This is a genomic window from Arcicella aurantiaca (assembly GCF_003148625.1).
GTDB classification, from domain to species: domain Bacteria; phylum Bacteroidota; class Bacteroidia; order Cytophagales; family Spirosomataceae; genus Arcicella; species Arcicella aurantiaca.
Genome location: NZ_QGGO01000012.1, coordinates 105912 through 131780 on the forward strand (window position 1 = coordinate 105912; position 25869 = coordinate 131780).

General features: G+C 34.5%; 19 protein-coding genes. 13 read left to right on the forward strand and 6 right to left on the reverse strand.

All coding sequences use genetic code 11. From position 1 onward, the window contains the following. Nucleotides 1–229: 229 nt before the first annotated feature. The 3 genes from treF (at nucleotide 230) to LV89_RS12775 (ending at nucleotide 5846) form a co-directional block, all read left to right on the forward strand. The gene (treF, locus tag LV89_RS12765; RefSeq protein WP_109743288.1) at nucleotides 230–1729 is read left to right on the forward strand and encodes an alpha,alpha-trehalase TreF; all 1500 of its coding nucleotides are present in this window, start codon (nucleotides 230–232) and stop codon (nucleotides 1727–1729) included. Nucleotides 1730–2091: 362 nt separating this feature from the next. Next, a complete protein-coding gene (locus tag LV89_RS12770; protein ID WP_109743289.1) occupies nucleotides 2092–4899 on the forward strand; it encodes an outer membrane beta-barrel protein in 2808 nt (935 codons plus the stop codon). A 203-nt stretch (nucleotides 4900–5102) separates the two neighbouring features. After that, nucleotides 5103–5846 (forward strand): GLPGLI family protein, encoded by a 744-nt coding sequence (locus tag LV89_RS12775; RefSeq protein WP_109743290.1) that lies wholly within the window; start codon nucleotides 5103–5105, stop codon nucleotides 5844–5846. Here the strand turns inward: LV89_RS12775 and LV89_RS12780 are convergent. Further along, nucleotides 5836–6405 carry a hypothetical protein gene (locus LV89_RS12780; protein WP_146199155.1) on the reverse strand — a complete coding sequence of 190 codons (570 nt, stop codon included), beginning with the start codon at nucleotides 6403–6405 and terminating at the stop codon, nucleotides 5836–5838. The genes LV89_RS12775 and LV89_RS12780 overlap by 11 nt on opposite strands. A 331-nt stretch (nucleotides 6406–6736) precedes the next feature. Between LV89_RS12780 and fbaA the strand changes: the two genes are divergently transcribed. Then, entirely contained in the window at nucleotides 6737–7819 is a 1083-nt protein-coding gene (fbaA, locus tag LV89_RS12785; protein ID WP_109743292.1) for a class II fructose-bisphosphate aldolase, read from the forward strand. 61 nt (nucleotides 7820–7880) lie between these two features. Here fbaA and LV89_RS12790 read toward each other — a convergent pair whose 3' ends face one another. Beyond that, the gene (locus tag LV89_RS12790) at nucleotides 7881–9914 is read right to left on the reverse strand and encodes an O-antigen ligase family protein (RefSeq protein ID WP_158279577.1); all 2034 of its coding nucleotides are present in this window, start codon (nucleotides 9912–9914) and stop codon (nucleotides 7881–7883) included. A 615-nt stretch (nucleotides 9915–10529) separates the two neighbouring features. Between LV89_RS12790 and LV89_RS12795 the strand changes: the two genes are divergently transcribed. From LV89_RS12795 to rplS, 3 genes are all read left to right on the forward strand, one after another. Next, entirely contained in the window at nucleotides 10530–13805 is a 3276-nt protein-coding gene (locus LV89_RS12795; RefSeq protein ID WP_146199156.1) for a hypothetical protein, read from the forward strand. Between the two features lie 88 nt (nucleotides 13806–13893). Beyond that, a complete protein-coding gene (locus LV89_RS12800) occupies nucleotides 13894–14241 on the forward strand; it encodes a LytR/AlgR family response regulator transcription factor (protein ID WP_158279578.1) in 348 nt (115 codons plus the stop codon). 191 nt (nucleotides 14242–14432) lie between these two features. Continuing rightward, nucleotides 14433–14795: a 50S ribosomal protein L19 gene (gene rplS, locus LV89_RS12805; protein WP_109743296.1), complete on the forward strand. Its 363-nt coding sequence runs from the start codon at nucleotides 14433–14435 to the stop codon at nucleotides 14793–14795. A 142-nt stretch (nucleotides 14796–14937) separates the two neighbouring features. On the opposite strand, the gene LV89_RS12810 is transcribed toward rplS, so the two are convergent. The 4 genes from LV89_RS12810 to LV89_RS12825 all read right to left on the reverse strand — a co-directional run bounded on the left by LV89_RS12810 (nucleotide 14938) and on the right by LV89_RS12825 (nucleotide 19126). Next, complete coding sequence (locus tag LV89_RS12810) at nucleotides 14938–16737, reverse strand: acyl-CoA dehydrogenase FadE (protein ID WP_109743297.1); 1800 nt, start codon at nucleotides 16735–16737, stop codon at nucleotides 14938–14940. A gap of 137 nt (nucleotides 16738–16874) precedes the next feature. Next, entirely contained in the window at nucleotides 16875–17354 is a 480-nt protein-coding gene (locus LV89_RS12815) for a MarR family winged helix-turn-helix transcriptional regulator (RefSeq protein ID WP_109743298.1), read from the reverse strand. A gap of 219 nt (nucleotides 17355–17573) precedes the next feature. Continuing rightward, nucleotides 17574–18368, reverse strand: coding sequence for a hypothetical protein (locus LV89_RS12820; protein ID WP_109743299.1), 795 nt, complete (start codon nucleotides 18366–18368; stop codon nucleotides 17574–17576). A 224-nt stretch (nucleotides 18369–18592) separates the two neighbouring features. Then, complete coding sequence (locus LV89_RS12825; RefSeq protein WP_109743300.1) at nucleotides 18593–19126, reverse strand: hypothetical protein; 534 nt, start codon at nucleotides 19124–19126, stop codon at nucleotides 18593–18595. A gap of 481 nt (nucleotides 19127–19607) precedes the next feature. On the opposite strand from LV89_RS12825, the gene LV89_RS12830 reads away from it, so the two are divergent. The 6 genes from LV89_RS12830 to LV89_RS12855 all read left to right on the forward strand — a co-directional run bounded on the left by LV89_RS12830 (nucleotide 19608) and on the right by LV89_RS12855 (nucleotide 25834). After that, nucleotides 19608–20114, forward strand: coding sequence for a GbsR/MarR family transcriptional regulator (locus LV89_RS12830; protein ID WP_109743301.1), 507 nt, complete (start codon nucleotides 19608–19610; stop codon nucleotides 20112–20114). Between the two features lie 721 nt (nucleotides 20115–20835). Continuing rightward, nucleotides 20836–21642: a LytR/AlgR family response regulator transcription factor gene (locus LV89_RS12835; protein WP_229201512.1), complete on the forward strand. Its 807-nt coding sequence runs from the start codon at nucleotides 20836–20838 to the stop codon at nucleotides 21640–21642. Nucleotides 21643–21917: 275 nt separating this feature from the next. Further along, nucleotides 21918–22658 carry a lysophospholipid acyltransferase family protein gene (locus LV89_RS12840; RefSeq protein ID WP_109743302.1) on the forward strand — a complete coding sequence of 247 codons (741 nt, stop codon included), beginning with the start codon at nucleotides 21918–21920 and terminating at the stop codon, nucleotides 22656–22658. 104 nt (nucleotides 22659–22762) lie between these two features. Further along, on the forward strand, nucleotides 22763–23542 hold the full coding sequence (locus tag LV89_RS12845; RefSeq protein ID WP_109743303.1) for a TIGR00266 family protein: 780 nt from the start codon (nucleotides 22763–22765) through the stop codon (nucleotides 23540–23542). 267 nt (nucleotides 23543–23809) lie between these two features. Next, the gene (gldD, locus tag LV89_RS12850; RefSeq protein ID WP_229201513.1) at nucleotides 23810–24484 is read left to right on the forward strand and encodes a gliding motility lipoprotein GldD; all 675 of its coding nucleotides are present in this window, start codon (nucleotides 23810–23812) and stop codon (nucleotides 24482–24484) included. A gap of 135 nt (nucleotides 24485–24619) precedes the next feature. Continuing rightward, nucleotides 24620–25834, forward strand: a complete 1215-nt coding sequence (locus LV89_RS12855) for a peroxiredoxin family protein (protein WP_109743305.1) — start codon at nucleotides 24620–24622, stop codon at nucleotides 25832–25834. Nucleotides 25835–25869 lie beyond the last annotated feature (35 nt).

The following is a 25869-nucleotide window of genomic DNA, read 5'->3' on the forward strand; positions in this document are numbered from 1 at the left end:
AATTGGTAATTGAGACGTAAAATCAACAAGGTCTAAAATACTTTTTTACTAACTTATCAACTAACCAATCAACCAATTAACCAATTCCCAATCAACCAATTACCAATAACCAATAACCAATTCCCAATTAACCAATCAACCAATAACCAATTACCAATTACCAATTACCAATAACCAATAACCAATCCCCATCTCAGCATTAACCATTTTTATAATATAAAACTTATAGATGTTACAATTATTAGAAGATACTTATCCTTTTGCTTCAACTGAAGTTTTTAAGGCGGTGCAAATGAGTTCAATTTTTCCCGATTCCAAAACTTTTACCGACTATATTCCAAAGTATGGTATTGAGGTAATTGAGATGAAATTTTTGTCCCAACAAAAGGAATCTGACTTTAATTTGGCTCAATTTATTACCGAAAATTTTGACAAAAATCCATTTGAATCGCTTGAATATCATAGCGATACATCAAAACCCATTGCTGAACATTTAGATGGATTATGGAACGTTTTGACCCGTGAACCTGCTGAAGCACAAGGCTCATTAATTGCTTTGCCTCATGCTTATATTGTACCGGGAGGGCGTTTTCAGGAAATCTATTATTGGGATAGCTATTTTTCAATTTTAGGTTTGCAAACGAGCCGAAGAGTTGATTTGATTGAGAATATCGTTAATAACTTTGCTCATTTGATTAACCAAATTGGATACATTCCTAATGGTAATCGTGCCTATTTCTTGGGACGTTCGCAACCGCCGTTTTTTTCTTTAATGGTGGAGGTTTTGAGAGAAGAAAAAGGCGACGAAATTCTTGCAAAATATTTGCCCGTTTTAGAAAAAGAATATGACTTTTGGATGTCTGGAAAAAATACACTTTCCTTACAAAATAGAGCAAATAATCGGGTTGTTTTATTGGGAGATGGCGTAGTTTTAAATCGTTTTTGGGATGAGTATGATACACCAAGACCAGAATCGTATCGTGAAGACGTAGAATTAGCCGAAAGCCTGCCTGAGCATTCTGATGGTTTTTATAGACATATTCGTGCCGCAGCAGAATCAGGTTGGGATTTTAGTAGTCGTTGGTTTAAAGATTGTCAAAATATGAACACCATTCACACCACAGATATTTTACCTGTTGATTTGAATTGTTTGTTGTTGAATCTTGAAAAAACACTCACGAAAGCCCATTCATTAGCAGGAAACTTAGAGCAATCTGAAAATTATGCTAATTTGGCAAATCAGCGTGAAGCGGCAATAAATACTTATTTCTACAACGCTCAGAAAGGTTTTTATTTTGACTATGATTTTGTTTCGCAAGCACAAACCAATTGCTATACTTTGGCGGGAGCATTTCCATTATTTTTCAAAATCTCTAAGCAAGAACAAGTTGGAAGTATTGAGTATATTTTGAGAACTGATTTTTTGAAAGATGGCGGTGTAATTACAACTTTAAACGGAACTGGGCAACAGTGGGATTCGCCAAATGGTTGGGCTCCTTTGCAATACATGACGTATAAAGGTTTGGTTAATTACGGATTTTTGGATTTGGCTAACGAAATCAAAAATCGTTGGATGAATACAAACGAAAAAGTATATCAGCAAACGGGAAAAATGACTGAGAAATACAATGTAAAAACGCCAGACACTTTAGCAGGTGGGGGAGAATACCCTAATCAAGATGGTTTTGGTTGGACGAATGGTGTGTATTTGAAGTTTTTGAGAGGTTGATAATAGATATTTTATCGTAAAAGATAATTATTGAAAGTCTCTGATTGTTAGATGTGAATGTCTAACAATCAGAGACTTTTGTTTTGTACAAATATTTTCAAACTCGTTTGCAACATTCTTGCTTTTAATTCGTCTTTTACAAAAACCTCAAATGTAAAAAGATGTTAAAGAATGTTAAAGATATTTGTTTAACTAAATTAATAGTTATATTTGCATCGTTCTAAAAATCAACCTCAAACAATTTAATTATGACCATGATTTTACACCCAAGTAACTCATACCACAACGCATAACTAAAATCTTATCGGGGGATTCTTTCCATTATTTTAAACTCTTTTTATCTTAAAACGTAATCTACTACCATGCGTAAAATTTCCGTAGTCTTATTTATTTGCTTGTTTTATGCCTTTTCAATGATGGCACAAAACCCTGTCAGAATTAGCATCAAAGGGATAGTCCAAGATACTTCATCAGGCGTATTAGGTGGTGCAACCGTTATGCTTCTCCAGCCGAAAGATTCCGCTTTGGTGAATTTTTCAAGAGCAAATGACAAAGGTTCGTTCGAGTTTCGGAACGTCAAAAATGCCAATTATATTCTTAAAATCTCGTATGTGGGTTACATTCCGCATCAACAATTAGTGAGTCCATCTGCTAATGAAGTCCTTGATTTAGGAAATATTGGCATTAAACCCATTACCAAAGAATTATTGGAAGTTGTTGTAAAAACAGCCAGAGCTCCACTAACCATCAAAGGCGATACCATTGAGTATGATGCACGAGCTTTTAAAGTTCCGCAAGGTTCATCTGTGGAAGATTTGCTTCGTCGTTTACCCGGAATGGAAGTTGATGCACAAGGAAATATCAAAGCACAAGGAAAGGACATCAAAAAGGTGTTAGTTGATGGAAAAACTTTCTTTGGTGATGACCCCAAAGCCGCAACCAAAAACTTAGGTGCTGAAACTATCTCTAAAGTTCAGGTTTTCAACGACAAATCTGAACAAGCAAAATTGACAGGTGTTGATGATGGCAAGAAAGAAAAAGCCATTAATCTTGAATTAAAAGACGAATTCAAAAAGGGTTCTTTTGGCAAAATTACGGGAGCAGTTGGGTCAAGTTCACGCATGGCTTTGCGTGGAAATTATAACCGTTTCAATAAAAAAGAACAGTTTTCAATTTTAGGATACGGCAACAATATCAACGAAACGGGCGTAAACTGGAGTGATTACGGTGAATTTAAAGGAAATAATAGCTTTAATAATAACGATAACGGAGATTTTGGCTTTGGCGGAAACCGTTGGTGGTCGGGTGATAATGATGTTGTTACCAATAATTTTGATGGAAGAGGTTTTACCAATAACGGTGGGGGAGGAGTCAATTATAATTTTGATAACAAGAAAACCAAAGTTAGTACGAGTTATTTCTATAACCAAACTCGCTTGATGCTCGACCAATATCAGACTAAAAAGACCTTTTTACAGGATAATTCCTTTACGACAACCGATACAACTAATCAGAATAACTTTAGAGGAAATCACAGTATCGGAAGCCGTTTTGAACAAATGGTTGACTCCAATAATACGGTTATTGCTAAAGTAAATTTGAGATTTAGTACCAATAATATTTCAACCTTACAGTACCAAAGAAATTTATCTGAAACCAATGTTTTACGTACTTCTTCGGATATTAAGAATGGCTCGGATGTATCATCTTTTAACTTGACGAGTAATGTTATTTACCGTCATAAATTCAAGAAAAAAGGACGCACTTTTGCTTTGAGTGGAGGATATAATGTCAATAATTCTGATGGAACAGAAAACCTAAGTTCAACCAGTACATTCTTAAATGCAGGAACGATTTCACAACAAGTTCGAGCTTTGGGGCAGTTGAATAATAATGCTAATCGCCAAAATTTATTGAAAGGAAGTGCTTTGTATTTAGAGCCACTTTCAAAAAGAATGTATTGGGAAAGTTTCTATAATGTAAGTACCGATAACCGAGAAGTGGGTCGTGATGCCTTCAATTCTAAATTGGAAAATCAGCGAATGGACAGTTTGAGTACCTATTATAAGAACAATATTACTTATAATCGTCTCGGAACAAGTATGCGTTATTCTCATGCAGGGGTGAATGTTACGGTTGGTTTGGCTGCTTTGCGTTTTGACCTTGACGGAAAATTATTTCCACGAAAAGACGCTCAAGTTGCCAGCAGCATTTCAAAAAATTATAATGCCGTAACTCCATATATTGGTGCTGATATTGAGTTGAAAAGTAACACGTACCTAAGTTTCAATTACAACTTGAATATTGAAGCTCCACAAATTGCCGATTTACAACCTGTTATCAATAATAATAATCCGTTTTTCCTTTCAACGGGAAATCCAGATTTGAATCCAGAAAAAAGTCATAGCATTAGTTCATACTTCTACAAGTTTGACCCTGCTACGTTTATGAATATCAATTTTTGGGTAGATTATAATTACTTTTTGAGTCAAGTCGTTTATAATCAAACCGTTGACCCAACTACTTTTATAACTCGTACTCGTCCAGAAAACTTATCGGGTGGAGAAAGATTCAATACTGGTGTTTATGCAGGTTTCCCAATTGTGAAAACTAAATTGACTGTGAATTTTAACTCAAATATTAACTTGTCAACAAATCCAACTTTTATTAATGGGGTTTTAAATCAAAACGACACGCAAGGCTATACTTTCAGACTTGGTTTCAGTCTCACGCCAAGCGATAAATTAATCGTTTCGGCAAATGGTAAATTAGGGTTTAGTACCATCAAATATACCATTAGCGAAGCCCAAAATCAGAACATTAAAAATAATAGTTTAGATGCTTCTGTGAAGTGGAATTTTGCCAAGAAAACATTCTTAGAAACCAATTTAGACTATACCAATTATCGTAACGACCGTTTTAATTTTAATCAAGATATTCCAATCTTAAACTGTTCGGTTCGTCGTTTGTTCTTGAAAGAAAATAAATTAGAAGTGCGTTTGGCTGCTTTTGACATATTCAATAAACGTCAAAGCATTATTCAAAGAGGTTTCCAAAATACCGTAACCAACCAAACCGCCTTGACTTTAGCTCGTTATTTTATGTTGAGTTTAACTTACAACATGAAAGGTCACGTAGATAAATTGAAGAAAAATCAAGGTTGGATGTAGTTTTAAAATATTTCAAAACTGTCATTGCGAGGCACGAAGCAATCTGTTTGATTTGGATAATTATGTTTAAATATCAACGACTAAATTATTAATAGTTTTGATTTTAAAAATATCCGAAAAATGCTCCACCATTCTAACAGATTGGTTTTACGAAACTCCGATTCGATTCACTCGCAATGACAGCTTATTAACAATCATAAATCATGAAAAAAGTAATCATCATTATAGCCATATTTTTAGTATCCATTGCAACTCATGCCCAACAAGAGGGCATTGTAAGTTATACTCGAACAACCTATTGGACTAAACTCAACAGTACGCTTCCATATTTAAGTAAGCAAGAAAAAGAAAAGCAAGCTTATATGTTTGGCGGTCGAGACGATTGGAAGGAATATACGCTCCTTTATTTCAACGAAAAAGAAAGTCGTTACACACACTCAGAAGAAAAATCAGACGAATCAGAAGGGTATGCTTGGCGTAAAGAAGAGTACAATATCAGACGTAATTTTGAGAAAAATACCATGAACGATGCGATGGAAATGTTGGGTAAAGTTTATATAGTGGAGGATTCTTTGCCGACTCCTAACTGGAAAATCTTGAACGATATCAAAGACGTAGCAGGACATATTTGTATGAAAGCGATGATTCAAGACACCGTAAAAAAGCAGAAAATTATTGCATGGTTTGCTCAAGATATTCCCATAAATGCAGGGCCTGAAAGACTTTACGGTTTACCCGGATTAATTTTAGAATTGGATATTAATGATGGGGCAGTAATCATTGAAGCCACAAAAATTGAAAATAAGAAGCTAACTACTGAGTTTGATTTACCCAAAAAACAAAAAGGCAAGAAAATCAATGATTTAGCTTTTCAAGATATGCTTCGTAAGTTTATTCAAGAGAAAATAAAAGAAGAACGTAACCCATATTGGACGATTAGATATTAGGTTTCAACAATGGACTTGAATGAGCTAAATGATACAAATGAAAATAATGCCGTTTGTTGATTTTATAATTCTCACTCACAACCAATTTTAGTAAATAACTCGCACCAATCAACCCAGCACTTATGCCAAGAAGTGTTGGGTTATTTTTTATAGGAAGATTTTTCAGTTGATTCAAAATATCGAAAGTATAAAGCATAACGCCCGCTCCGCCCAAAGTCCCGAATCCTCGCATGGAAATAGCACTGTGACTTTTGCCTAAATACACTTTTTTGATGTCCTTAAATTTTAATTCTTGTAAATCAAAAGCGGTGTTTAAATCTTCACTCGGAGCATAAAAGAATGAACTATCTGTAAGTCTAACAATTTCAAATCGTTGCTTTTTATGCTTTTTAAAGGTTTTTAAAGAAATTTCATTTCCTTCAAAAAAGTTGATATTCTTTTTCTTCCCCGTCATTTGTAAAGAAAGACAACGCACAAACAATTCATTTTTAGGGGTAATTTGTGCGAATTGACTAAACGGATTACAGAGAAGCAAAGACAGTAAAATTAATTTCTTCATAGCGTTAAAATAAGAGTTTATATGAAAACGCATCAATGAAACGAGTATTTTTAAGAATCCTTGAATTAACGTTATTTAACAAGCTTAGTAAAATGATTGTGATATTCAACCGATTGTAAAACAAGCCTATTGAAAAGTACAGAAAGGCTATAAACCTTTGTATATTTGTATGAAAATTAGAATTGCCCAAATAAAGAAATATTTGTAAAATGGAAAGATTGCCAAATATTATTCTGTAAAATGAGCAATAAGCCAATTAAAATAACTATTTTTGAATTCTTTTATCCCAAAAAATAGTTAAAATAAGTTTTTAACAAGAAAAAATTAAATTATGTCAAGTTTGTCTTCTCAGAAAGGTGTTTTACACGGGGATGCCGTGCAAGAACTATTCGAAATCGCTAAGAAAAATCAGTTTGCTTTGCCAGCCGTAAACGTTACCGGAACGGATACTGTAAATGGTGTATTGGAAGCTGCTAAAGCGGTTAATTCTCCAGTAATTATCCAGTTCTCAAACGGTGGAGCTCAATTCTATGCAGGTAAATCTTTACCAAACGGAAACCAAGAAGCTTCTATTGCAGGAGCAATTTCTGGAGCTCACCACGTACATCAATTAGCTGAAGTATATGGCGTACAAGTAATTCTTCATACTGACCACTGTGCTAAAAAATTATTACCTTGGATTGACGGTTTGTTAGATGCAGGTGAAAAATTCTTTGCTCAAACAGGAAAGCCATTGTTCTCTTCACACATGATTGACCTTTCTGAAGAACCAATCGAAGAAAACATCGAAATCTGTAAGACGTATTTAGAAAGAATGGCTAAAATGGGCATGACTTTAGAAATCGAATTAGGTGTTACAGGTGGAGAAGAAGACGGCGTTGATAACTCAGACGTAGATTCATCTAAATTATATACTCAGCCTTCTGAAGTTGCTTATGCTTATGAAGAATTGAGCAAAATTTCTCACCGTTTCACCATTGCTGCGGCTTTCGGAAACGTACACGGGGTTTATAAACCGGGTAACGTGAAATTGTCTCCAGTTATCTTACACAACTCTCAAGAGTTTATCAAAGAAAAATATTCATTGACTGCTGAGAAACCAATCAACTTCGTATTCCACGGAGGTTCTGGTTCTTCTCGTGAAGAAATCCGTGAGGCTCTTTCTTATGGTGCAATCAAAATGAATATTGATACAGACTTACAATGGGCGTTCTGGGAAGGTATCTTGAATTTCTACAAAGAGAAAGAAGGATATTTACAAGGACAAATCGGTAACCCAACGGGTGAAGATTCTCCAAACAAGAAATTCTACGACCCACGTGTATGGTTACGTAAAGGTGAAGATACTTTCGTTAGTCGTTTGAAATTAGCTTTTGAAGATTTGAATGCAGCTAATGCAAATCAATATTTGTAATAAGAGTAATCTTATCTACATTCAAAAAAGCGTCTCTATTAATTTAGAGACGCTTTTTTGTTTACTCAGCTTTCTCAAAAGCAAAAGAAGGGTCTTTACCTTTGAGGACATCCTGAGAAATTTTATCAGCTTCTTGAGAATCTCTAAAGTTTTCTTTTGTGGAATAATGACGACGAAAAGCATAAACCGCAGTAGCTGCTTGTTCAAAATTTTTGACATTATATGCCGTAGTTGCCCAAACTTGATATGTATTTGGGAGTGTATTGATATTTCCTAAAAAACGTTTCGTGCAGAGTTCTAAAAAAGTATTCAAATCGCCAGTTTTAGCAAAAAAATTTTGAATTTCTATGATAAATTTATTGAGAGTTTTATCAGATAATTGATTCACTAACTTTTCTCTATCCTTTACTTCGCCAGACATTGTTATCAAAATAATTTGATAGACTTTGGGTTCTTCATTTTGTTTTTCTAATAAATAAGTGTTTTCTAATAATGTATTTGCTTTGTTGAATTCTCTGTTTTTAGCATAAAGCATAGCTAATTGAACTAAATTACTTTGGCGTTTAGGAGCAAGTTTTTGCACTTTTTCTAAGGTTTTAATTGCTCCCAAATTATCTCCTTGTGCTTCCAAAAGATTACCATAAAGGATTTGCAAACGAGCATAGTCAGGATATTGTTCAATTTCTGATAACATCATGTTTTTAGCAACTTCAAAATAGTGTTTTTTCGTATTTTCTGGAATGGGGTTCGTTGCAATGTCTTTTGCCATATTGGCTAATTGTTCTGCAATTTCTTGTCTGCCAATAATTGCTTTGGGATAAGCCTTTGCATAAATATCAATTACCTCCTCCAATGACTCTGCACTATAAGCCTGCACAATAGATTTATTGGTTTGATAGGCTTGCTGACAAGTAATTTTGATAACGAAGAACATCATCACAAGAATAGAAAAAGAGCTTAAAAGAAAAGCTTTATTATTTACTTTGAATGCTGTTTGAGTAACATTTGGAGAAGTACGATTTTCAATAAAAGCCATTACAGTCATAAAAGCCATGAGACTCAGAAGATTGTCAAACAACGATAAGTTTCCTACGAAATAAGCAAGTAAAAATCCAGAGATGATAATTTTTGTACTGATACTAAATGAGTTGTTTTTTCTCCATAACTGATATAAAACTGCCCCCCAAATGCTCAAATAAGCAATGAACCCAATTATTCCCCCAATAATTAACCATTCCAAAATGACATTGTGTACACGGTCATACCAAGTGGCGTCTTGGTATAATTTAGGATTAAAAAACTGTGCGTATGTATAATGATAGGTTTCTTGTCCCCAACCTAATAATGGTTTTGCTTTAATCCCTTCAATGGCTACTTTATAATTTTCCAATCTTGATTGTAAGGTATTTGTCCCATCATTATCTACAATACGAGTTATACGGTTGAGAGCTGAATTTTGTTGAATGAAAGGAGTTTTTCTAAAATAAAATAATGCCGATATACCAATGATGAGCGTTAGCAAAATACTGCCACTGATGAGTTTAATTTTCTGTTGTTTCGTGTTCCAAAGTGTTAAAATTAACATAAGCAATATCCCTAAAATTAAACCAATTAAAGAGCCACGTGTGGAGGTTTTTAATAAGCAAAGTGCATAAGTAAATAGGAAAACGGTAGCTATAATTAAGTAAAGAACGGTAAGTTTGGGCTGTGTTTTTTTAGCTGGTAAAATCCACTCATTGATGAGAATTGCTACTATAAAAAATCCTGATATTAAATAGAATGCTAATTGATTGGCATTGCCAACAGTTGCCACAACACGCCCAAAATTGTTTAGCATTTCTTCATGATTATAACTTTGAATAATCCCTTTAACAGAAACAATAAACACTATTGCCGATAGAAATATACCGAAAATTACCCAACGTTTAGGCGTGTTTACGATGGTAGAAATTATGAAAAAATAAGCGATTACACTAAAATAAAGAATGAAACCTGCCATTCTTTCAAAATTTGAAAAGATGCTTAAATAAGTGTTTACCCCGCAAATATCCACGAACAATAAAATGCCTAAAAAGCCTAAAAGTACGATTGTCATTGGGCTTTTTTGTGGTCGAAAAGAAGAATTTTTAAGTATAAGAATACTCCATAAACTCAAGGCTATTGTTATGAGCAGACGAAAATATAAACCCTTTTCGCTGTCGTAAGGGAAAAATAACTTCTTCTGAAATACCAGAGGAGTAAAAGTTATAAATAATAAAATGGCAAAAATGATTCGGCTTATAATTAGTGAAAACTTCATGGTTTGACAGTTGTAGTGACTTGAAAGTCCTATTTCAGATTAATACGTTTTGCGTTCAAATACATTTTTAGTCCCCAATATTGGGGATTTTTTGTTTTATGGGTTTCGCTGAAATTTGTTCAGCGAAAATCGTAATGATACTTAAAAAAATGGAGTTGTGGAACTTCTAAATTATACTTGAAGAGGGGTAATATAGATAATTAAAATGGGAAAGCATTGTAAAACTTATTTTACGGTAAAGAATAAAAAATAATCACCGAAAAATAAATTATTTAAAGCAAGTGTTTGATAATCAATTAGTTTGATGCTTTTAATTGGTTTCTGGACAACTCTTTTTTTTGAGTGTAGAAATTTGTTTAGGACTGATTTCTTATGTCTGAAGTCAATTTGTCATTATTAACTAATTCATATATGAAAAATAACTTTACTCTACTCACTTTTAAGGAAAATAAAAGAGGAGTTTTACTAATGTTTTTGCTTGTTTTACTCGCTTTTTTAGAAACATGGGCAATTGATAAAAATGTCACTAAAAAAGAGGAAGAAAATAGAAGACTTTTGCCACCACCAACACCGACTGTAACGGTTACGCCACCTTCAGGAGCAAACTGTTATTCTGTACTTACAGCCAGTGGATGTAATGCAGGAAATTCTGTTTATTGGTATAGAGATAATGGAGCGTATTACTATAATTTTGGAGCGACAATAAATGTAAGCCAATTAGCTCCTGTTTTTTTAAGTGCTAAGTGTTATGATAGTAGTACAGGTACTTTTGGAACTGCGAGTACCGAGTATAAAATTGTACCTGCGAATTACACCGAGATTACGCCTAACTCTACGCAAGTGTTGTGTACGGCTTCTTCGACTGTATTATTTAATGCGAGTTCGGCAACGTCTGGGCTAAGTTATCAATGGAAGAATTATGGAAGTAACATTGCATCAGCAACAAATGCAAGTTATACCGCTACTGCGTCAGGAAATTATTCTGTGCAAGTTTCTTCAGCTTCTTGTACTTATAATAGCGGTTCTGTTCAGGTGACAAATGCTTTAACTCCTGTAATAAGTAATTCATTCGGAGGGTCTTGTGGAAGTAAAACGCTTAATCTTAACGTTTATAATGTAAGTGGAGGGACATTTCAATGGAAATTGAACAATACCAATATTAGTGGAGCAAATTCTTCTTCGTATTCAGTTGCTGCAACTACTTTTGGCACCTATACCGTTGAATATACTTTTAATGGATGCACAACAACTTCTTTACCATTTGTTTATGCTCAACCCACACTAACGCTTACGCCTGCCGTTTCTCCTGCTTGTGATGCTATGTTGACGGCATCGGGTTTGAATTGTTCTGGTTTTTACGTGTATAAATATAACCCCACAACCACAACTTGGGATTATGCAAGTTATAGTTCAAATCCATACACATTTCCCGTTGGTACAACGCCAAGCGACTATCGTGTAAGTTGTGAGAGTTCATATTGTGCAGATGTTGCCAGTAATACTGTTACGGCTATTCCAACAAATTATACTACCATTACACCTGTAAATCCTACTGTATGTGGTTCTTCAACTTTGCTGACTGCTAATTCAGCTTTTACAGGATTGAGTTACCAATGGAAGCTAAATAATAGTGATATTTCTGGAGCCAATAGCTCTACTTATACTGCCACGGCATCTGGCGATTATACCGTAACGACAACAAGCGGAGCGTGTAGCTTTACAAGTGGTATTTCTTCGGTAAATCTCATTTCACCACCAAGTCCACCTACGTCAATTACATCAAATCCATCAACCGCAGTGAATCCAAATACTTCTGTATCATTAACGGCAAGTGCTTGTGGTAGCGGAGAAACTTTTAAGTGGGAAGATAACTCGACACTCAATCCAAGAACGGTAACGTCAAGTTCAACAACAACTTATTCTGTAAAATGTGTACAAGGTAGTTGTGAATCTACCACAAGTACAAGTACAACGGTGAATGTATTACCAACAATTACGGTAACTTCACCAACTCCGACTAATATTTGCTCTAATAACGGAACCTCAATTCCTGTAACCTTTACTACTACGGGGTCTTTTACAGGGAATTTTACGGTTATGTTGATTAAAACAACTTCTCAGTGTAATCAGCCTCAAACTTCTACCATTGTGTCTGCAACAACTGCAACAAGTCCTGTATCGTTAGTATTACCAACAGATATTGCTCCGACATCCAGCGTAAGTTGTAATGTTATTGCTTATAAAATTGAAATAACAAATACTTCAAATCTTGGAGCAATTACTTCAAACTCATATACGGTAACCGTCAATCCACGACCAATTATAACGGTTTCTTTATCGGGTACGTGTGGGAGTCAAACGGCTACATTTTCAACACAAACTTTGCCATCGGGAACATTTCAATGGAAAAAAGACGGGGTAAATGTTGGCACTTCAAATACAGGGACATCATCTACTTATAATACTGCCATAGCAGGAAATTATACCGTTGATTATACCGATAACCTTTGTACAACCACTTCGGCGGCTTCATCATTTGTACAAAATAATGCTCCAACTATTGCATTGACTCCTGCGGTTTCTCCAAGTTGTAACTCAACTCTAACTGCAACAGGCTGTACAGGAAGCGTTAATTGGTATAAAAATACTGTTGGAACTACATGGGTTTATCAAGGAAGCGGAAATTCTCATACTTTCCAAGTTTCTACCAACCCCTCAGATTATAGAGCTACTTGTTATTTGAATAGTTGTGAAAGTGTACTAAGTAATGTTGTAAAAGCAACCCCAAATAATTTTACAGAAATTACTCCATCTTCTGCTTCAATTTGTAGTGTGGGAGGTTCTATTTTATTGAATGCAAGCTCTGCTTCGTCAGGACTTAGTTATCAATGGCGATTGTCTAATTCAAATATTTCTGGAGCAAACTCATCAACTTACACCGCAACAACCAGCGGAACATATTCGGTTGTGGTAACGAATGGCTCTTGTAGTTTTACAAGTGGAACAGTTCAGGTTTCATCTGTTACAGCTCCTACAATAAATATTAGTTCTTCTGTAAATAGTCCAGCCACAATTATCAATGGACAAAGCCTGACTTTAACAGCAAATGGTTGTTCTGGAGGAACAATCGCTTGGTCAACAGGTAGCACAACTTCCAGCATTACGGTTACTCCATCAAGCACGACCAATTATACTTTTACCTGTACCAAAACGCCATGTGTCGTCACGAGTAGTGCTTTTGTGGTAAATGTTAATCCCCTTTTACCACCAGAAATTACGTCTTCTGCCGAGAGTACCTGTTCGGGAACAAGCGTAACATTAACAGGCACGTGTCAGAGTGGTAGTACAATTTCTTGGAATACAACGCCTGTACAGACAACTTCTGTAATTACTGTAAGCCCTTCTGTAACAACCAATTATGTAGCCACTTGTACCGCAGGAAGCGTCACAAGTAACAATAATATCACAATTTCGGTATTTGATGGCGTAATCACGAGTTTGGCATCAGGTGACTGGACAACTCCCGCTACGTGGTCTTGTAACTGTATTCCAGCATCTTGTAATGACGTAATTGTTGATTCGGGACACACAGTGATTATTCCTCAAAATTTGACGGGCAAACTCCAAAATCTAACCGTAAGAGGAAGTATAGATATTAAAAATTTAAGTACGATGAAAATGAAGTAGCATAAGTGTCAAGAATAGATTTTTGATACAAGCTAATTGAAAATCTATTCTTTATAAAATGAAGCGTTTTATCTCAAAATATAATCCTATGAAGAAGGCCACACCCCATTTCTGCGAAATAACTAACGACAAATTGTTTCTGATAAGAAGTCGAAAAAGAATTTCTTTGAAAGAGATTGTTATGCTTCGAGGCGAAATAAATTATACTTCAATACATCTTTTAAGTGGAAAAGTATTAATTGTGCCTCGAACCATAAAAATCTTTGAAAACCTCCTGAGCAGTTATGCTTTTATTCGTACCCATAGAGCTTATTTAGTGAACGAATATCACTTGCAAGAATTTGACTTGCATAAAAACTGTGTTAAACTCACAAACAACATGACAGCCTTAATTTCAAGAAGGCGAAAAGAAGCTTTTGAACATTTTCTGGACTAAATCAAATTTTCCTGTTGAATTGATTTCAATTTCTAAGAAATAATCCATACCTTTGCAGTCCCAAACAAAAATGATTATGTGGCTGGGCAATCTTGATGTAACTAATTTATTGTTAATCAGACCTTTAAGGCTACCGCTGGTAATTTTTTCGGAAAATAAATCAAAATTTTCAACAGTCAAAAAAACAAAAAATGAACGATTTAATTAAGTTCGTAGAGGCTGAAAATGCTGCACGCCGTGCAGAATTGCCCGAGTTTTCAGCAGGTGATACAATCAACGTACACGTAAAAATCCGTGAAGGTGCTAAAGAGCGTATTCAGGTTTTCCAAGGAACAGTAATCCAACGTCGTAACGCAGGTGCAGGTGAGTCATTCACAGTACGTAAAATCTCTAACGGTGTAGGTGTAGAAAGAATTTTCCCATTACTTTCTCCAAACATCGACAAAATCGAAGTATTGCGTAGAGGTAAAGTTCGTCGTGCAAGATTATTTTATCTTCGTGGCAAACAAGGTAGAGCTGCTAAGGTTAAAGAAATGGCTAAGAAAAAGAAATAGTCTTTTGTCTTTCAATCAATATAAAAAGAGTCGTTCCACAAGAACGGCTCTTTTATTTTGTCTTGATTTTAAGAACAAAAAAAGAGGCAGAATATCCGCCTCTTTTTTCTTTCTAAACCAAAAAATATAATTTATTCTATCCCTAAAATACGTAAGCATTTTTCTCAATTGAAGCCTCAGCGATGCGTCTGCGAGCATCTTTTAAGTTCATCGGTTCAATTTTTGTAAAGCGTTTCAAGCCCATTAGCATTACTCTCAATTCATCACCTTCTGCAAAACTTGTAATGGCTGATTTTCCTGCATTATTTACTTTTTCAACGGCAGTATGTAAGTAAATCATTGCGGCATCACGTTGTAATGCAGAAGCAGCCTCACCTTTCATGCCAATTAATTTTTCAACTCTTAATAAAGTTGATTCTGCGATATAAAGCTCAATAAGCATATCCGCCAAATCCATGATAATTTCTTGTTCTTGCTCAAACTTCATCATAAATTTCTGTAAAGCAGCCCCTGCAATCATTAGCGTTGCTTTTTTCAAATTCTTGATAACTTTTTTCTCAGCGATAAACAAACCTTCTTCTTCCTCAGCTCCAAAGTCAGGAATAGACATAATCTCTTGTCCAACCGCCATAGCAGCAGGCATTAAATTCAATTCTCCTTTCATGGCACGTTTTACAATTGTACCAACTGAAAGCAAACGATTGATTTCGTTTGTTCCTTCAAAAATTCTATTAATACGTGAATCACGATAAGCTCTATCCATTGGAGCTTCTGCGGAGAAGCCCATTCCGCCGTAAATTTGTACGCCTTCATCTACCACATAATCCAACACTTCTGAACCATGAACTTTTAACATCGCACATTCAATAGCAAATTGCTCAACACCTTTCAATTTCGCCTGTCCAGCATCCATACCACCTGCCAATAAATCTTCAATGGCATCATCAATATTTTGTCCTGCACGGTAACAAGCTGATTCTGAGGCAAATACTTTAACTGTCATTTCAGCAATTTTATGCTTAATAGCTCCAAAATGACTGATTGAAGTTCCGAATTGCTTACGTTCGTTGGCATAATTAACAGCGGTAGAAATGACTCCTTTTGATGCACCAATTACTGCCGAAGCCAATTTGATACGACCAATATTCAAGATATTTACCGCAATTTTGAAACCACCTTCACGGGTAAATAATTGATTTTCAACAGGAACTTTGCAATCATTAAAGAAAACCTGACGAGTTGATGAGCCTTTGATACCCATTTTACGCTCTTCTTCGTTCATTGTGATTCCTCCGAAGTCTTTTTCTACAATAAAGGCAGTTAAAGATTTATCAGAATCGATTTTAGCAAATACAATGAACAAATCGGCAAAACCACCGTTGGTAATCCACATTTTTTGTCCGTTGATGATAAAATGTTTTCCATCTTCTGATAAAACGGCTTTGGTTTTTCCAGAGTTGGCATCTGAACCCGAATCTGGTTCAGTTAAGCAATAAGCCGCTTTCCATTCACCAGAAGCTAATTTTGGTAAATATTTAGCCTTTTGTTCTTCATTTCCGTAATATAAAATCGGCAACGTTCCAATACCCGTGTGTGCCGAAAGTGCCACCGAGAACGAATGTCCACCTCCACAAGCTTCTGCCACTAACATTGAGGTATTGAAGTTCATTCCAAAGCCACCATATTCTTCTGGAATAGCCGTACCTAAAAGACCTAACTCACCTGCTTTATCCATCAATTCCACCATCAAATCTGTATTTTTGGCATAATCAACTTCATCTAAACGAGGGTGAACTTCTGTACGAAGAAAGTCAATACAAGTTTGAGCAATCATTTGTTGCTCTTCGGTAAATTCTTCTGGAATAAAAATCTGAGAAGCGTCAATATCTTTGATTAAAAACTCGCCTCCTTTGATAGATGCTTTGTTAGCTGTGAGTGTCATATTCTTTGGATGTTATTGTACTGGATATTTAATATTTTTAAAATTGTTATGCTTGCATACTAATTTTATGTAAAGATACTGAATAAAAAAAATGTTATGCAAGCATAATATTTAAAATATTTTCAAAAATTATAAACTCAAATTATTTCTTCATCAATGTTGGTATCTACTAAACTTTCTGCACGATAATTTGCGGTATCATTATTGACTACTTCATTGATTTTTTTCATTACTTCAAAGAATGTATTAAGATTTTCTTCGCCAATTTTTTCATAAACGGCATTGTTGAAAAGAATCACGCCTTCACGAGCAAGGTCACGTTTGCGTTTACCTTCTTCTGTTAAATATACTTTTACCACACGACGGTCGTCTTCATCGGTTTCTCTACGAATCCATTTTTTGTCTTCCAAAGATTTCAACATACGAGTCAAACTTCTTGCTTCTAAGCCTAAGGCAGGGGCAATTTTTGTTGCGGGAGTACCTTTACGGTCTATATTTAATAGAACATACCCAATCGCCATTGTCATGTCAAATGGAGCGGCGTATAGGTTATACATTCTGCTGATTGCGTGCCAGCCAGATTTAATATGATAATCTACGGTTTTCTCTGCTTTCATGGGTTTTCAGAATTTAAAAATATTTCTATTAATTTAGTGGTCAATTATTATGCAGTGCATAACATCGTAAAGTTGTAAATAAAAGTAATATTATGCAAGCATACTATTAAATATTCATTAATTTATTATTTATGCTTGGAAAAATAAAAATGGTCAGGCTGATAGATTGTAGTTTCCTGAATCTATTAGTCTGACCATGAAAGAGTTGTTAATTAAAGCCTAAAACATTTTTTCTGTTCTTCTAAATTGAACTTTGAAACGTTTTTCATCTTTAATATCTCTTATTTTAACGATATATTCACCTGGAGATAGGGGGTAAGTTGGCAATAAAATAACTTCACTTTTACTTTTTTGTACAGCGTCACAAGGTACTCCCATGCCCGTAATGGTACTCAATAAAACATCTGATTCCTTAACATTGTCCATTTTTACACGTATCATTTCTCCTTCTTCTGATGTGTGTAAGGTTACGCCAAATGCTTCTCCATTCATTGCATTTGCTTGCACCGCCATTGGCGTATAAACGTGCATATTTCTATCAGCATCAAATTCAATGATTCGATAATGATTGACAAAACCGCCCGATGGGTTTTCGTCAGTGAAAGTGTGTACTAATTCATTGGCGATGGGTTTTATTTCGGCAACGTCATAAAATTTTTCTAAATCCTTACTTCTTTGAATAATAAACTTGCGACTATTATGTCCTTGCGGAGTTGTCCAAGTTAATTGAATGTTTTGTTCTGTGGCTACAGTTGTTAATCCAATTGCCAAATTGGAGGTGGTTTGTACTTTCCCTTTCAGAGTTGTTTTGGGTGATGAATTATCACTTGTTTCTTTTTCTGGACCTTTTTTGTTGGTAAAAGAATCCAAGAACTCAAGCTCTGATTTAGCGACGGCTAAGTTCAGGGAAGTTAAAATGCCTTTGGGTTGTTTGGGTAGCGATACAAATGCCATACCCACCAACGACGAACAGGCTACGCCTACGCTTAGGATGCGTTTGTGAAGATTTTTCATGGGAAATCTAATGGTTGTTTAAAAATACTTCGGGCGGAAGAGCGGAGATGTGCGTACTTGAAGTTGTGCAAATATCATTCCAAATAGTGGACAACAGTTTGCTTATGAACGTAATAGGTATAAAATAGCCGAAGTGGTCATTGGGTAGTAGAAGGCAATAAAAAAGCTTCCAATTAATTGACGAAAGTCTTTAATTGGAAGCTTTTTTGAAATGAATAATATCGTTATTTAATTTTATTCCCTTTCATCTTACGAACTTTGATTTTCAAATTGTTCAAAACACTTTTTGAAAGCATAATTCGTACTCTTGGTTTTTTATAAATGACCAAATATTTATTTCCTTCGTAATCTAATCTTGAAAAAGCTGGACTTCCCTGAGAGTCAACAAGTTGGTAGAAGAATTCACCTTTTTCTCCTGCAACAGGTCCAAAATGTAGGGCATTATCCTCTTTACTTTTTTCAAATGATAATAGTAAATCTCCAGCACTTTCTTTTTGGAGTAAACCTGGTGTTCCTTTTTCTAAAGAAATACGATTGATGTATCGTCCATTCTTAAAAATTACTTTCCCTGATTTAATATTGGCATCAGATGAAGGTACTTCCCGTTCTAAATAAAGAGGATTATCATTATAAAATTGAATTCGAGTTAAGTCGAGTTCATTTTCTTGGAGCTGGTGCATTAACGAACCTGTTAAATACACATTTTTTTGACAGCTTGCCAGTGATAGAACACTGAGAATGAGCAAGATTTTTTTCATTATTTTCAAGTAAGGATTTCAGACAGTTACGGTATAGCTTTGATTTTATACAATAACCGTTTACTGGGTTTGGTTACTATTGACCGCAATTTGTATCCATTTAATTATAAAAATACTCAAAAGTTCGTTCAAAATCCAAATTTTTGGTTTTTAATCGAGTATTAGGTCAATGATTATTAAAGATTAAAGTCTTTAATAATTATCGAGTATTTATCAGACTTGTTGAAAATCAATACATTATGGCTCTTTTGACGTTTGATTGATTGTCGTATAGTGATAATTGCCAAAGACTATGCCACTTTTTGATTTATCAGATTATCAAATTTAATAACATGGCAGATATTGACTTCTTTAAATAGTAAATATTATAGATAAAACTATTATAAAAATAATTTCAAAAAATTTTGAAAGTTCAATACTAATCCATATTTTTGTTACATAAAGCAATCGCCACACAATAAAATTAATTAAATTTCAATCTATGACGCTTGATGAAGCAAAGCAACATTTAATCCAAGCATGGGGAACTTTGGGTTCGAGTTGGGGAGTAAGCCGAACAATGGCACAAGTACACGCACTATTGTTAGTGTCATCAGTACCCATGACGACCGAAGACATAATGGAAGCCTTGCAGATTTCAAGAGGGAACGTCAATATGAATGTTCGAGATTTGATTGATTGGGGAATAGTACGGAAAGTATTAAAACCGGGTGAGCGAAAAGAATTTTTTGAGGCAGAAAAAGATGTTTGGAAAATTGGAATGCAAGTAGCTAAAGAACGTAAAAAACGTGAATTAGAGCCAATTCTGAGAGCATTAGAACAAGTGTCCACCATTGAAGCAGACATTACAGACCCTGATGTTAAACAGTTTGCTGAGACAGTAGAAAATTTGAAAAAGTTTGCTTCCAACACCGATAAAACTTTAGAATCAATCATCAAAGCTGATGAAAATTGGTTTTGGGGAAGTTTTTTTAAGTTATTCAAATAAGAATGGTCATTCCTTAAAATGGAATAAATATATATCAAACCACTATCATTAAATTAATCCTTACTTTGTGACGTATCAAATAAAAGACCCATTTTGGGTCTTTTATTTATTTTATGATGTTTCAAAAATTATTGAAAATAAAAGATGCTTTATCTCTAAGCGTATGATTATGATTTAAGTTTTTCCTTCATAATTTCGCTGATTTTCAATAAATGTTGAAAGTTAAAAGGAGCATTTGTAAGGCATTTTCAACATAAAATGTTTGTTTCTTTTTATAAAACATGTAATCATTCAAATTTGAGTAATATTTATAAGTTTTTTTAAATCATTGATAATCAGGCTTATGTCAGTGTGAAATCCTAAAGCCTAAATTTTAAGCCCTGCTTAATTGAAAATTCTTTACGTCAAACAGTCATGAAATTTGAAGAAGAAATAGGCTTTTTACGTTCAAATTTTGAAAAAGGACAGATTATATTACATTTAATAAAAAATCCAGTTATAAATATATTCAGATTGCAAAATATGGTTTGGAATTTGTTATATTAGCGGTGAAATACCTTAAAACAGACACATTTTATTGAATTACCGTCAATTTCAATTTATTTTGTAATAGTTCTGTGTTAAATCAGTTAAAGTAGGTAGTTATAAGATACAATCCCTGATTTTTCATAGGTGTTGAATCACATTAGTAAACAATGTTTGAAAATTAAGTTACACAGATATGGCAAATAGAAAACCCTATTCTCCCCGAGCTGGTAACCGCCACTATCAAGACTTGTCCCCTGTAAAGCAAATGACTAAGAAAATTAAAACCATCTTGGTGGATGACGAAAGGTTGGCCCGCCAAGAGTTGAAGTATTTATTACAAGAATATCCTGATATTCAGATAATTGATGAAGCTGAGAACGTTGATGAGGCTTTAGAAAAAATTCATCGTCTGCAACCAGATTTAATTTTTCTCGACATTGAAATGCCAGAGAAAAATGGATTCGATTTGTTGACTGATTTGGAATATGTTCCTAAAGTAGTTTTTGTTACGGCTTATAATCAATATGCGATTCAAGCATTTGAATCGGAGGCAATGGATTATCTGTTGAAACCGATGAAGTCTGACCGTTTGGCGAGAACAATCGAAAAAGTTCGAGCTGATATTCAACAACATCGTATTACAGAAGCGGTGTCGGAGGGAAGACTTCCCCCACAAAAACGTATCTTCTTGAAAGACGGTGAAAAATGCTATTTTGTACGTTTGACAGAAATCTATATGATTGAATCTGTTGGGAATTATTGCCGTTTCCATTTTGGAACAAGTCGCCCGATGATTCACCGTTCTTTGAATAAAATCCAAGAGCGTTTAGACCCGCATATTTTTTTCCGTGCCAATCGTCAGCAAATTATAAACACTGAATATATCGCCGATATCGAATCTTATTATAAAGGTGGTATGAAAGTCGTTTTGACTAATGGTATCGAATTAGAAATTTCAACCCGAAATTCCGTTGCTTTTAAAGAAATGATGGGTATGTAAGTTTGTTAAGTATAAATACTTAGAAGGTCTTTGATGGTATCAAAGACCTTTTTTATTCTTCGTTTATAAGGGTAAAAAAACAAAATAATATTTAATATGTTTATCATCAAGATTCAGCAAACGTGTAGTTTTTCTTGTTTCCTTATCATAGGATAAGTACGTTTGTATCAAATATCTGCACAGATATTCTTAAAGGGCTTAACAGTGGCGGCTGTTTAGCCCTTTTATTTTTTCTTCAAGTTTTCGATAATTACGAAACTTAGTATCTTTGCCTTATGCGTATTCTGATTTTCCTCTATACACTTTGGGCGACCTTTTGGTTTGTATTCCTTTTCTTATTGTTGTTTCCTTTATTCTGGATTTTCCTTCAGAAAAACGAGTGGAAACCGTATGCTCATTATCTGAATAGATTGTGGGGAAAACTGTTTTTCCCGCTTATTGGTATGCCCATAAAGGTTGAGTATGAATTTGAACCTGATAAAAACAAAGCGTATGTTTTTTGTGCCAATCATTTTTCATACATGGATATTGCTTCTATGGGAATGGTCATCAAAAATTATTATGCTTTTGTGGGTAAGGCTTCTATCAAGAGCGTTCCGTTGTTTGGGTATATGTTTGCCAAATTGCATATACAAGTCGATAGAAATGATAAAAATAGCAGAGCTACTTCATTGAATCGTTCTATCAGGGCGTTACAAAGTGGACGTAGTATTATGATTTTTCCAGAGGGTGGAATTAAATCTCCTAATTTTCCACAAATGCACTTGCCCCTAAAAGATGGGGCTTTTGTGATGGCAATTCAGCAACAAGTGCCTCTTGTGCCAATTACCTTTCTGAATAACTATAAAATTATGCACGATAATCAATATGCTGTTTATCCACAGACACTGCGTGCTGTTGTTCATAAACCCATCGAAACAAAAGGAATGACACAGGCGGACGTTGATGTTTTGCGTCAGACTTTTTATGATATTGTTCAAACAAGATTAAATAAATACGAGTTGGAAAAAGTATGATGCTTTTTGCCGTTTAATAGTTTTCCTGACCAATTAGCCATAATTACTTTCTTGAATAAACAAGACCACATTATTTTGTGACATAAATTTTAAATCTAAAGAACATGAACTCACACGAAATTGATTACAAAATTATTGGCGAAGATATTCAACTTGTAGAAATTGAACTTGACCCAAATGAAACAGTTATTGCAGAAGCAGGTTCAATGTGCTATATGGAAGACGGAATTACTTTTGAAACCAAAATGGGGGATGGCTCAAATGCAGATAACTCTATTATGGGTAAAATATTTCAAGCGGGTTCTCGTTTGTTGACAGGTGAGTCTTTATTCATGACGCATTTTACCAATCGTGGTGTTGGAAAGCGTAAAGTAGCTTTTGCGGCTCCTTATCCAGGAACAATTGTACCGATTAATTTAGCATCTTTACCCGGAAATACTTTGATTGCCCAGAAAGATAGTTTCTTATGTGCAGCTTTAGGAACAAAGGTTTCAATTACTTTTAATCAAAAGATTGGTGCGGGTTTCTTTGGTGGTGAAGGCTTTATTTTAGAGAAACTTCAAGGAGACGGTCTTGCTTTTGTACACGCAGGTGGTACAATTATTGAAAAGCAATTGAATAACGAAACGCTAAGAATTGATACAGGATGTGTAGTTGCTTTTGAGCCTACTTTGAGTTACGATATTCAAAGAGCAGGAAATTTGAAATCAATGATTTTTGGTGGAGAAGGAATTTTCTTAGCAACGATGCGTGGTACAGGGCGAGTTTGGATTCAGTCGATGCCAATTTCAAAATTAATTCGTGCGGTTAGTCCATACAGTGGAAATGCCAATAAAGAAAGTGGCTCAGTTTTGGGTGGATTAGGTAATTTATTAGGAGACTAATTTTTCAGTTAACAGTTATCAGTTAATAGTTAACAGTTAACAGTTATCAGTTAACAGTTATCAGTTAACAGTTATCAGTGAATAGTTAACAGTTATCAGTGAATAGTTAACAGTTATCAGTGAATAGTTAACAGTTATCAGTGAATAGTTAACAGTTATCAGTGAATAGTTAATAGTTATCAGTTAATAGTTAATAGTTATCAGTTAATAGTTAATAGTTATCAGTGAATAGTTAACAATTAACAGTTATCAGTAAATGAAATATAGATGATGCGGAAAAAAGCAAGGCTTATAATTAATAGTGTAAAAACTCTTCAAAACAGTATTCAACCTAATGTGAATAATGTTAATAGTGTACTGTTTACTGCTTACTGTTTACTGATAACTGTTCTGTTTTCTTGTGGGAAAAAAACAGATTCGGGAGATTTTGTGCCAAAACCCAAAGGTTACAATCGAATAGAATTACCAACGGTTAAATATCAACACATGGCTGAAAGTCACCCTTTTAGTTTTGATTATTCTACCCAAGCAATCCTGAAACCTGATACTGTAAGATGGGCTGAACCACATTGGATGTATGTGTATTATCCAGCGTACAAAGCGATGATTCAGTTGACTTATAAACCGCTGAATGGAGATAAAAATAAATTAGCCAAATTGATTGATGATGCTCATAAATTGGCAGCTAAACATGGTCAGAAGGCATATTCAATTCAAGATTTAATTTTGAAAACGCCATCAGGAAAATCAGCAATGTTGATGGAATTGGAAGGCGAAGTACCAACATATTTGCAGTTTTATACAACCGATTCTACCAAACATTATTTGAGAGGAGCATTGTATTTTAATACAGCCATGAAAAGCGATTCGCTCGCTCCAGTGATTGAATATTTGAAAAAAGATGTTATCAAATTGTTGAATACTTTGGAGTGGAAAAAGTAATTAACGCAAAATATCTTTCAGAGAGTCAGAGGTTTAGTTCTTCTGACTCTTTTTATTTTTTAACCTTTTTGAGGTAAATTGAGAACTAATCTTTGATTTTAGAAATTATATAATTGTACTTCATCCAATATTATCATGAAAAAAATAATTGCTGTATTAACGCTATTTTTATTAAATAATACACTTGTAAAAGCACAAACTACTCGTTGGCGTGCTACTGTTCAAGTTGAAAATGGACAACTTCCTTTTGGTTTAGAAATTCAAAAGAAATCAAAAAATACCTTCGACGTTTATGTCTTAAATGCTGCTGAAAGGTTTAAAACTGATAAAGCAACACTTGTTGGCGATTCTCTTATTATCCCGATTTCTCTTTTTGATGCTGAATTGGTGGCAAAAATGACTGATAAAACGCTTACAGGAGTTTACCGAAAAAATAAAGGTAGAAAGTCTTTCTTCCAAGTTCCTTTTAATGCTAAACTTGGTTATCTCGACCGATTCAGAACTAACAGAATGGCAATTTTAGGAAATGTTCAAGGAAAATGGGCAACTAATTTTACCAATCCAACTACTCAAAAGGTAAGTTTTGCTGTTGGGACTTTCCAACAAAAAGGAAATGTTGTGACAGGTTCATTTTTGACAACTACGGGCGACTATCGTTATATGGACGGAAATATGGTAGGAGATAGTTTGTTTATGTCAACCTTTGATGGTTCTCATGCGTTTTTATTAAGAGCTAAGGTAGAAGGAGATAAAATCACAGGGAAATTTCAAGATGGTGTATTTGGTTATAAAATCTTTGAAGCTAAAAGAGATGCCAAAGCAGAATTGCCCGACGTCAAGAAAATTACTTATTTGAAAGAGGGTTACGATAAATTAGACTTTACTTTTCCGAATGAAAAAGGAGAGAAGATTTCGCTTTCAGACGATAGATTTAAAGGGAAAGTGGTAGTTGTACAAGTGCTTGGCTCATGGTGTCCGAACTGTATGGACGAAACCAATTATTTAGCTCCTTTCTACAAAAAGAATAAAGCTAAAGGATTTGAAGTAATTGGTTTGGCTTATGAAAAAACTTTAGATAAAGACTTTTTTGTAACGAAAATGAATCTTTTACGTTCACGTTTTGGCGTTGAATATCCATTGTTACAAGCAGGAATTAATAGTTCAGAAAGTGCATCTGAAAGTTTGCCAATGTTGAATAAAATTGTGGGTTTTCCGACCTCAATTATTATAGATAAAAACGGAAAAATTCGAGAGACTCATGCTGGTTTTTCTGGTCCCGGAACAGGGAAATATTATACTGAATGGGTAGCAGAATTTGAAAGTTTGATTAATAAATTGTTGAAAGAATAATTTTTCGGTGAACGGTACACGGTAAAAGGTAAATG